Origin of the sequence: Corallococcus sp. NCSPR001, from assembly GCF_017309135.1 — a bacterium.
GTDB lineage: Bacteria > Myxococcota > Myxococcia > Myxococcales > Myxococcaceae > Corallococcus.
On the sequence record NZ_JAFIMS010000003.1, the window covers coordinates 1 to 8,496 of the forward strand.

Consider the following 8,496-nt stretch of genomic DNA (forward strand, 5'->3'; position numbering starts at 1 on the left):
CGCGACGAAGTCGCGCTGCGCATGGCTGCATTCCCGTCGCGGGAACGCGATGCCTTCCTGACCCACTGGCGCACGAAGGTGCTCCGCCCCGAGAACGTGACCCGCGCCATCGTCGCTGACGGCCGGGTCGCTGGGTACGTCGGCAGTTGGGAACAGGACGGCAAGCGCCTCATCGCCTATTGGGTGGGGCGCGAGCACTGGGACAAGGGCATCGCGACGCGGGCGCTCTCGGAGTTCCTCGTGCTCGAGCCGAACCGTCCGCTCCACGCGTGGGTCGCGGTCCACAACGTCGGGTCGATCCGCGTCCTCGAGAAGTGTGGCTTCCGCACGGTGGCCCAGGAGAACCCTCAGGACCCGGACGGAGTCGCCGAGGTCCTCATGGAGCTTCCCTGAAAGGGGTCAGACCGCGCCGGAGGCCTGCTCCTCCTCGGAGCCCGAGGCGGGAAACATCGCCAGGTAGTAGCCGGTGAGGAAGGTCGCCCCCAGGAAGAACCCGTGGATCAGTTCCTGGGTGAGCGCGAAGGGCGGCGTGGACAGGTTCTCATGCAGCCACATCAGCGTCGCGACGGAATTGGACGCATGGCATGCCGCCGCCACGCCCAGCGCGATGCAGATGTGAACCAACAGCACCCACGTGTTGGCGGCGGAGGTCACCCACCCGGCCAGGCTCCCCAGCCGCGCGAGGATGCGCGGGTACACGAACTTCCGGAAGAGCGCGCCACAGGCCAGCCCCAGCAGCAGCGGGCCTGCGATCTCGATGATTGAGTGGACCTGTTCCATGGCCGCGACCCTGCCAGAGGGCACACGGCCTGTGCAAATCCTGTCACCCCATGCGCCGCAGGCCCGGCAGGTCCTCGGGCCGCAGCACCCAGCGCGGCGGCTCCGGCGGTGATGTGCGCGTGCCCACCTGCGTCGCGGGGAAGCCCTCCACCAGCGCGTAGTCCGGGAACACCGCGCGCGCCTTCACCAGGCTGCCGGCGGCCACGTGGCAGCCTTTGCCCAGGTGACTGCCCTCGCAGAGGATGGCGCCGGGCTCCACCACCGTGCCCGCGCCCAGGTTGCACGCGTGCAGCACGCAGCCCGGGCCCACCACCACGCCCTCGTCCAGCACCAGCATGGTGTCCGGCTGCAGGTGCAGCACCGTGTTCTCCAGGATCTGCACCCGCGCGCCAATGCGCACCGGACCATTCAGGTCGCCGGTGATCTTGACGCCCGCGCCGATGATGGCCCCCGCGCCGATGACCACGTCACCGGACACCTCCGCGGAGGAGAAGAGCGTGGCGGTCGGGTGGACGAAGGGGTGGCGGTCGCGAAAGGCATACAGCTGTCCCATGGGGGCGTCCTCGGCGCGGTCGCGCGCGGAGAAAGGGGTCAAAGGCGCGGCGGGCAGCGACAGGTCTCCGCCCCGGCGCTGCTGCAGGTGGGTCAGGTCCTCGGAGGATAGCATCCGCAGGACCTGTCCCGGCCGGCCCAGCACCACGGATTGATCCGGCACCGTCATGCCGGGCGGCAACACGGTGCCCTCGCCCACCAGGCAGCGGTCGCCCAGCGTCACGCCGGGCATCAGGATGGCGCCGTCACCGACGTCGCAGAGGGACCCCACGCGCGCGCCCATCACCAGCGAGCGCGAACCGAGCACGGTCTTCTCGCCAATGGACGTGGGCCGCTCGGGCGTGCCCACCACCACCGCGTCCTCGCGCAGCGTGGAGAAGGCTCCCAACATCACGGAGCCCCCCACCGAGCGCACGACGGCGCCGCGGGAGATGATGGCCCCGGGCCCCACTTGCGTGGTGCCCAGCAGTCGCGCGGACGAGGCCAGGGTGAAATGAGGACCTACCGCGGTGGGCAGGAGAGAAGCGGTCGCGGGTAAGGGACTCATCGGGATGCAGCAAGCTACTCCTGGCTCTTCCAAGGGCATGTTGTCCAAAGGCACGACTCCGCCGTCCAACAGCGGACGCTCGCTTGCTGAGCCGAGGAGGGTGGGTGCGGCACCTTCAGATGTCAGGAGTGGGGGACGGGAGGCGTAGGAAGCCAGCGTCGCTGGGCGCCACGTGTGGGCGTTTCGCGGTAGGAAGTCCCCTCGCTCTCGAAAGGCCTCACCCCGTGGAAGAGACACCGTTGGCGGACAGCCACGCCCAGGCGCCCGAGCCCGTGGCCAGCCGCGACGCCGTGGAGAAGGGGCTGTGGGCCCTGGTGAAGGAGGCCCTGCACGGCTCGGAGCAGGACCTCACCCAGTTGCCGCTCGGGAGGGCCATCTTCCTGCTGGCCGTGCCCATGGTGCTGGAGATGTGCATGGAGTCGGTGTTCGCCGTGGTGGACGTCGCCTTCGTCGGCCGGTTGGGCGCGGAGGCGGTGGCCACGGTGGGGCTCACCGAGGGCATCCTCACCATCATCTACGCGGCCGGTATGGGCCTGAGCATCGGCGCCACGGCGATGGTGGCCCGGCGCATTGGAGAGAAGGACGCGGAGCGGGCGGCGCGCACGGCGGTGCAGGCCATTGGACTGGGCGTAGTCATCTCCACGGTGCTGGCCGTGGCGGGCATCGTCTTCGCCCGGCCGATGATGGCGGCGCTCGGCGGCTCGCCGTGGGTGCTGGAGCACGGCGTGGGCTACACGCGCGTGATGATGGGCGGCGTGGTGAGCATCCTGTTGCTCTTCCTCATCAACGCCATCTTCCGGGGCGCGGGCGACGCGGCCATCGCGATGCGCGTGTTGATGCTGGCCAACGGGCTGAACATCGTGCTCGCGCCGTGTCTCATCTTCGGCTGGGGGCCGTTCCCGGAGATGGGCGTGGTGGGCGCGGCGTGGGCCACCACGCTGGGCCGCAGCGCGGGCGTGGTGTACCAGCTCTACCGGCTGATGCGCTCCAACGGCCGGCTCCAGGTGCGGCGCGAGCACGTGTCGCTGGAGCCCGCGACGATGCTCGCGATGCTGCGGCTGTCGGGCGCGGGCATGGTGCAGGCGCTGGTGACCACGTCCAGTTGGGTGGTGCTGGTGCGCATCGTGTCGTCGTTCGGCAGCACGGCGCTGGCGGGCTACACCATCGCCATCCGCATCACGATGTTCGCGCTGATGCCCGCGTGGGGCCTGGGCAACGCGGCGGCCACGTTGCTGGGACAGAGCATGGGCGCGGGCGACCCGGACCGGGGCGCGAAGGCGGTGTGGCTCGCGGGCAGGTACAACCTGATGGTGCTGGGCACCATCGGCGTGGCGTTCTTCATCTTCGCGCATCCGCTGCTGGGAGCGTTCACGACGGACCCGGCGGTGGTGGACACGGGGGCCACGGCGCTGCGCATCTTCTCCTTGAGCTTCCTGTCGTGCGCGTACGGCATGGTCATCACCTCCGCGTTCAACGGCGCGGGGGACACGCGCACGCCCACGCTCATCGACCTGGGATGTCTCTGGGCGCTGGAGCTGCCGCTGGCGTGGGTGCTGGCCCATCCGGTGGGGCTGGGCGTGGTGGGAGCCTACTGGGCGGTGCCGGCGGCCTTCGCGGTGATGTCCGTGGTGGGCATCGTCCTGTTCCGGCGTGGGCGCTGGAAGACGCGCGTGGTGTGAGCGTCAGGGCAGGCAGATTTCGAAGCCGGTGCGTCCCCCCGGGAAGGTCCTTGGGGGGCGCGAGGCGGGCGTGACGGCGTAGAGGTGGAAGTCCAGGCGCCGCTGGATGAAGCCGTCGAAGGCGGAAGACAGCGGGTCACCGGCGTCCTGCTGCACGGTGAAGAAGTGGAAGCCCCTTCCGTGGAACGCGGCGTAGACGGCATCCAGCAGCGCGCGCAGGACGGCGGGGTCCTCCGACGGGATGCTGGTGTTGCAGAGGTAGAAGTAGCGGAAGTCGCCGCCGGGCGCGGGCAGGCGGGGCGCGCCGGTGACGGTGGCGAGCGCGTTGAAGCCCCGGCGCACCCACTTCATGCCGCCCCGGTACGCGAGCACGCGGTAGCGCTTCACGGCGTCGGGGTTCCACGCCGAAGTGCAGCCGACGAGCTGCCCGGCGGAATCGAACGCGAGGAACGAATCCTCCACGCGAAGCCCCGGCCAGTGAGCGAGGCGATGCTCCAGTTCACCGGTGTCGAAGCGATAGCCGAAGGGGCGCGAGCGATGGTCCGCGTTCAGCATCGCGGCCATGGCGGGCACATCCGCGGCGGTGGCCCGGCGCACGGTGTAGCGGCTGGGGCGCGGCTTGCGTCGCAGGACGAACTGGAGCGAGATGGCGGAGAAGGCGCGCATCAGGTGGTAGTGCGGCTGCGCTTCCCGGGCCGCGCCACGACGCACGAGTGACTGGAGCGCGGCGGCGTTGGAGGCCATGACGGCGGTGAGGAACACGTCCACGCCATGGCGGCGGGAGGTCTCCTCCAGGACGGGGCCATAGAACCGGGCCAGGCCCCGGGCGCGGCGCGCGGAGAAGCGGGTGCGCAAATCGCCCAGGTAGCCCACGCGGCACGGTTTGCCGTCCAGCCAGCCGTCGCGGACATGGATGGCGCCCATGCCATCCAGGCGGGAGTTTTCGCCGTGGGCCCAGACCTCCGCTTCCCCACGCTGCATGGCGAAGAGGCCGAAGTAGTCCGGCGACCGCTGCGTGCTGAGCACCAGGTCCCCGGTCATGGGCACGTCGCCGAACAGGTCCAGCAGCGCGGCGTTGTCGTCCTGGGTGGCTCGGCGGAGGGGGCTCATGAGACGGGGTGGGAGAGTGCTTCGACCAGGGCGGTGCAGGCGCGGAGGCGTTCCACGGACTCGTGGAAGGAACGCTCAGCCAGCCAGACGTCTTCTGCGGGGAAAGACTTGGCGAGCGTTTCGTTGTGATGATCGGCCACACACTTCTTCATCACGACCTTGGGCTGGTGGACTTCATCAAGGCGAGTCCGGTCCGTGGTCCATTCCTCGATGAGTTGTGTGTGCTCGTTAGAGTCGTGCTCATTCTGGCAGAGGGGGCGCAACTCACTCGTGGCTTGGTATAGCCAGGACTCCATGCTGTAGCAGGGAGAGAAGACAAGGAGACGACTTAACGCCGCATCAGCCTCCTCTGAAGTCTGCGGAGGAGGGGCACGTGGATTTCTAGGCGACGCTCCTTCTCCCATAAGGCGACGACGCACTCGGCCACGGATAAGGGTTTCGAATTTTCGCCTGTTGCTCTTGGGATCGGTATCCCGCTCGCTCCACACTGAGTCAGTATCGAAGTGGAAGACGACGAATCCAGCGGGCTTTTCAGTCAGACGCACTGCAATTGATTCAATCAGGCGAAGCGTGTCCTGCGTAGGAGGCTCTTCCTTCCAACTGTTTCCGCGCAACCCGAGTCGTGCACGGTCGTTCTCTGGAAGTGGCTCGATTTTGATGCGGACAGGATTGAGATCAACGCCTTCCACAACGAGCTTGAGCGCTTCTTTCAAGATCTTCTGAAGCGTGGGATGCCCCTGACTACCTGAATCCTCGGTCAGGGCGAGGATGCGCGCACGGGCTAACATTGCACGTCACCAGAGGCCTTTGGTGAGAAGGATGTCCGAGACGCGTTGAATCCCAGTCTGATAGGCAAGAAAAAAGGACTCGGCTTCGTCCTCAGTTAGATTGCGCCAGATGAGTTGCGCATCTGTAGCGCTTTCAGCGCGCTTGCAAATAATGAAGGTGTTGCGGACCTCTTCAATGCTCTCGAAACGCAAGAAGTCCAGGAGAAGAGGATTCTGGCTGGTAAGGATAGCCTGCCGTTCTCCGATCTCGTTGAGACATGCGGAGATCCATTCATGATGAAGCCCGTTCACGAGTTCGTCGGCGATTATTATGTCTCCGGAGGCATCTGCGTTGGCGAAGAAAGCGAGTAGGCGCTTTTGACCGTAACTAAGCAGGTCGTGAGATACCTCTTCATCCCCCCTTTTGAAAAAGAAACGGAGATTCCTTAGTTTCGTTAGGTGGCGGTCTGGCTCTGGGTTGAGTCGTTCAATGTCAAATCGGACACTGGCAGACTCATACCCAAGAACGGGTGCTACGCGTTTGAGAAACGCCAATTGGAAAGTAGCTGCAGTTCCTGGCGGAAGTGTTTCAGGACGTATTTTGGTCAGCGAATCGGGAACCTCAATAGCGTCCCATATGAATCTTCTGTTTGTTGCCTGTGCCTCCAGTTGAAACAATTTGTTGAATTGTTCGAGGCTCTCATCCATTCGTCCAGCTGATGCTGGGTAGGAGTTTAGGATTTCGAAGGCGAGACTTTGAGAATCGTCGAACGGCTTGTCGCTCCAGAGTGTGGAGATGATTGACATGAGTGGGCTCTCATGTGGTCGCTTTGGAGCTTGGTGGTGTTTGTTTGTAGTTGTTAGGATGGTTTCGTTTGGATGCAAATCTGCATGCAATGCAACCATGCCAAGTCGTTTGAAGAAAAAGCGGTCTGATTGTTCGATGCTGTAATGCTCTTCCCATGCTGGTTTTCCTGGCATCTGGGGAAGCGCAGGCGCGTTGACTCGTGTTTTGACGGTCAAGTGGTCGAAACTAAGGCCATTGGTGCTGACTACGCTGTAGCTTGCCTCCAATGGATCATTCCGAAGAGTAGCATCTGGTGCTCCAATAAGTGTCGACAACAGGCGCAGCAGCGTCGTCTTCCCGGCCGCGTTTCGCCCAAGAACCACATTGAGCCCCGGGCGGAACTCCAGCGTCGTCGGCGCGACGTTCCGGAACTTGTTGATGGTCAGCCGCGTCAGCTTGTTCATCGTCGGTCCGCCCTAGGCGCCAAAGAGGGCGCAGCATCGTCGAACGACCGCACCACACGCCCCCTCCAGGGTCAAGAACACCTCCACCCGCACTTCCGCCCCTGCCTCCCGTGCTCCACACTGCGGGCCGGGCACACGGCACACGGAGGACGTCATGGGGCTGTTGGGGTGGATCATCTTCGGCTTCTTCGCGGGGCTCATCGCCCGGGCCGTGCTGCCGGGGAACCAGCGCTTGGGGTGCATGGGCACGACGCTCCTGGGCGTCGCCGGGGCCTTCGTGGGCGGCTTCCTCACGTCCGTCTGGCGGGGGACCGACTGGCGCGACCCGGAGCCCACCGGCTTCCTGGGCGCCATCCTGGGCGCCATTGTCCTGCTCCTGGTCTCCCAGGCCGCCTTCGGCGGGCGCTCCCGTTAGGGATTCCCACCATCCCCGCCGGGAATCCGGGGCCTTCCCGCCGGTTGGGGGGCCGGCGGCCGGTTGTCCTACCTGCATGGACCCCCATCCGGGGAAAGCACGGTTCCCAAGAGGATGCCGGGCACTTTCTGTAGTACACCGCGCCCCCAGGCATGCAGCGGGGGGCGGTCGGCCGCCGCTGAGCCAAAGGAAAGGCGACGACATCATGATGAAGAAGACGATCCTGATCGCGGCGATGCTGAGCCTGACGGCCTGCCAGGGCCAGGGCGCGAAGCCGGGCGAGACCTCCGCCACCGGCACCTCCACGGCGGGGGCCACCGCCGGCGCTCCGCAGACCGAGGAGCAGAAGACGCTGTACGCGCTGGGCCTGTCCATCGGCCGCAGCATCAGCGTGTTCGACATGACCCCGCAGGAGCTGGAGTTCGTGAAGGCCGGCCTCACGGCCCAGGTCACCGGTCAGAAGACCGACGTGGACCTGGAGACCTACGGTCCCAAGCTCCAGGACCTCGCGCGCGAGCGTTCGCTGCGCAAGGCCAACGCGGAGAAGGAGAAGTCCGCGAAGTTCCTCGAGGAGAAGGCCAAGGAGCCCGGTGCCGTGAAGACCGAGTCCGGCCTCATCTACAAGGAGACCCAGGCGGGCACCGGTCCCCAGCCCCAGCCCACCGACATCGTGAAGGTGCACTACAAAGGCACGCTCGCGGACGGCAAGGAGTTCGACTCCTCGTACAAGCGCGGTGAGCCCACGCAGTTCCCGCTCCAGGGCGTCATCAAGTGCTGGACCGAGGGCCTCCAGAAGATGAAGGTCGGCGGCAAGGCGCAGCTCGTGTGCCCCTCCGACATCGCCTACGGCGACCGCGGCGCGCCCCCGAACATCCCCGGCGGCGCCGCCCTGGTGTTCGAGGTCGAGCTGCTCGAGATCGTGAAGCCCCCCGAGCCCACCCCTGGCATGCCGGGCATGCCCGGCATGGGCACCCCGCCCCCGGGCGCGAAGCCGCCGGCTCCCGGCGCCAAGCCGCCCCCGGCCGCCAAGCCGCCCCCGGCGACGAAGTAGTCACCGCCTCCCCTGACCGGGAGCGCTGAAACGAGGGCCGACGTGAGGGACTTCCCCTCGCGCCGGCCCTCTTCGCGTCCGGGGTTCAACGCGCTGGCGCCCCGCCTCCAGCGCGCTACGCCCCGAAGGCACGCGAAGTGGCCCGGACAGCCCGGGCCCCGAAAGGACACGGACGATGAAGCCGGACATGAAGAGGCTCACGTGGGTGCTGGCGGCGGCGCTGATGCTGGGCGCCTGCGCGACGAGCAGTCCGGCGGAGGTGGCGCGCGCGCCGTCCGCCACGGGCGCCGTCTCCGAGGAGGAGTTCAAGGCCATGCACACCCTGCGCACGGACGCCGCCCCCG

Annotated in this window: 9 protein-coding genes; 4 read left to right on the top strand and 5 right to left on the bottom strand. The window is 66.7% G+C overall.

The window, feature by feature from the left end:
- The coding region (locus JYJ93_RS39675; protein ID WP_206800737.1) for a GNAT family N-acetyltransferase at positions 1 to 393 on the top strand (393 nt) is incomplete at its 5' end.
- Positions 394 to 399: 6 nt separating this feature from the next.
- Here the strand turns inward: JYJ93_RS39675 and JYJ93_RS39680 are convergent.
- Together JYJ93_RS39680 and JYJ93_RS39685 are read right to left on the bottom strand one after the other, a co-directional pair.
- Positions 400 to 780, bottom strand: a complete 381-nt coding sequence (locus JYJ93_RS39680) for a hypothetical protein (RefSeq protein ID WP_206786126.1) — start codon at positions 778 to 780, stop codon at positions 400 to 402.
- 43 nt (positions 781 to 823) lie between these two features.
- On the bottom strand, positions 824 to 1,879 hold the full coding sequence (locus JYJ93_RS39685) for a DapH/DapD/GlmU-related protein (protein WP_206786124.1): 1,056 nt from the start codon (positions 1,877 to 1,879) through the stop codon (positions 824 to 826).
- A gap of 239 nt (positions 1,880 to 2,118) precedes the next feature.
- Here JYJ93_RS39685 and JYJ93_RS39690 point away from each other — a divergent pair, with 239 nt between their 5' ends.
- Positions 2,119 to 3,558, top strand: a complete 1,440-nt coding sequence (locus JYJ93_RS39690) for an MATE family efflux transporter (RefSeq protein ID WP_242543568.1) — start codon at positions 2,119 to 2,121, stop codon at positions 3,556 to 3,558.
- A gap of 3 nt (positions 3,559 to 3,561) precedes the next feature.
- Here JYJ93_RS39690 and JYJ93_RS39695 read toward each other — a convergent pair whose 3' ends face one another.
- From JYJ93_RS39695 to JYJ93_RS39705, 3 genes are read right to left on the bottom strand one after another with little or no spacing between them, the layout of a single operon-like run.
- A complete protein-coding gene (locus JYJ93_RS39695) occupies positions 3,562 to 4,668 on the bottom strand; it encodes a hypothetical protein (protein WP_206786074.1) in 1,107 nt (368 codons plus the stop codon).
- The gene (locus tag JYJ93_RS39700) at positions 4,665 to 5,456 is read right to left on the bottom strand and encodes a hypothetical protein (RefSeq protein ID WP_206786073.1); all 792 of its coding nucleotides are present in this window, start codon (positions 5,454 to 5,456) and stop codon (positions 4,665 to 4,667) included. The genes JYJ93_RS39695 and JYJ93_RS39700 overlap by 4 nt, the downstream gene beginning before the upstream one ends.
- Positions 5,457 to 5,462: 6 nt before the next feature.
- Positions 5,463 to 6,686 carry an AAA family ATPase gene (locus tag JYJ93_RS39705; RefSeq protein ID WP_206786072.1) on the bottom strand — a complete coding sequence of 408 codons (1,224 nt, stop codon included), beginning with the start codon at positions 6,684 to 6,686 and terminating at the stop codon, positions 5,463 to 5,465.
- Positions 6,687 to 6,840: 154 nt separating this feature from the next.
- On the opposite strand from JYJ93_RS39705, the gene JYJ93_RS39710 reads away from it, so the two are divergent.
- Together JYJ93_RS39710 and JYJ93_RS39715 are read left to right on the top strand one after the other, a co-directional pair.
- Complete coding sequence (locus tag JYJ93_RS39710; RefSeq protein WP_206786071.1) at positions 6,841 to 7,101, top strand: GlsB/YeaQ/YmgE family stress response membrane protein; 261 nt, start codon at positions 6,841 to 6,843, stop codon at positions 7,099 to 7,101.
- 208 nt (positions 7,102 to 7,309) lie between these two features.
- Positions 7,310 to 8,152: an FKBP-type peptidyl-prolyl cis-trans isomerase gene (locus JYJ93_RS39715; RefSeq protein ID WP_206786118.1), complete on the top strand. Its 843-nt coding sequence runs from the start codon at positions 7,310 to 7,312 to the stop codon at positions 8,150 to 8,152.
- Positions 8,153 to 8,496 lie beyond the last annotated feature (344 nt).